Source organism: Halococcus morrhuae DSM 1307 (genome assembly GCF_000336695.1).
GTDB lineage: Archaea > Halobacteriota > Halobacteria > Halobacteriales > Halococcaceae > Halococcus > Halococcus morrhuae.
This window is the reverse complement of the sequence record NZ_AOMC01000058.1, coordinates 1-230: the sequence shown is the minus strand read 5'-3', so window position 1 is coordinate 230 and position 230 is coordinate 1. Positions and strand designations below refer to the sequence as shown.

The following is a 230-nucleotide window of genomic DNA, read 5'->3' as shown; positions in this document are numbered from 1 at the left end:
CGTCAGAAACGTGGGGGATGAAGATCGAACACGACACCACCTCCACGTTCCCCGGTAGGATGAAGCGGGTCGTACCGGGGTTCGATCCAGAGATACCGTGTCAAAAAGAGTTCTGGCCGTCCATTGAAGATTCAAATTTGGCAACAAAGAGTTACCATCAAGCGGGCGAATCTGACGGCTGAACTTCGGATATAGCTCATTCAGAAAACGTGGGGTGAGTGAGTGGTACC

General features: G+C 51.7%; 1 protein-coding gene. It reads left to right on the top strand.

The annotated features are described in order from the left end of the window. Nucleotides 1-182: hypothetical protein (locus C448_RS16515; RefSeq protein WP_204365463.1), on the top strand; the 182-nt coding region annotated here is incomplete at its 5' end. Nucleotides 183-230 lie beyond the last annotated feature (48 nt).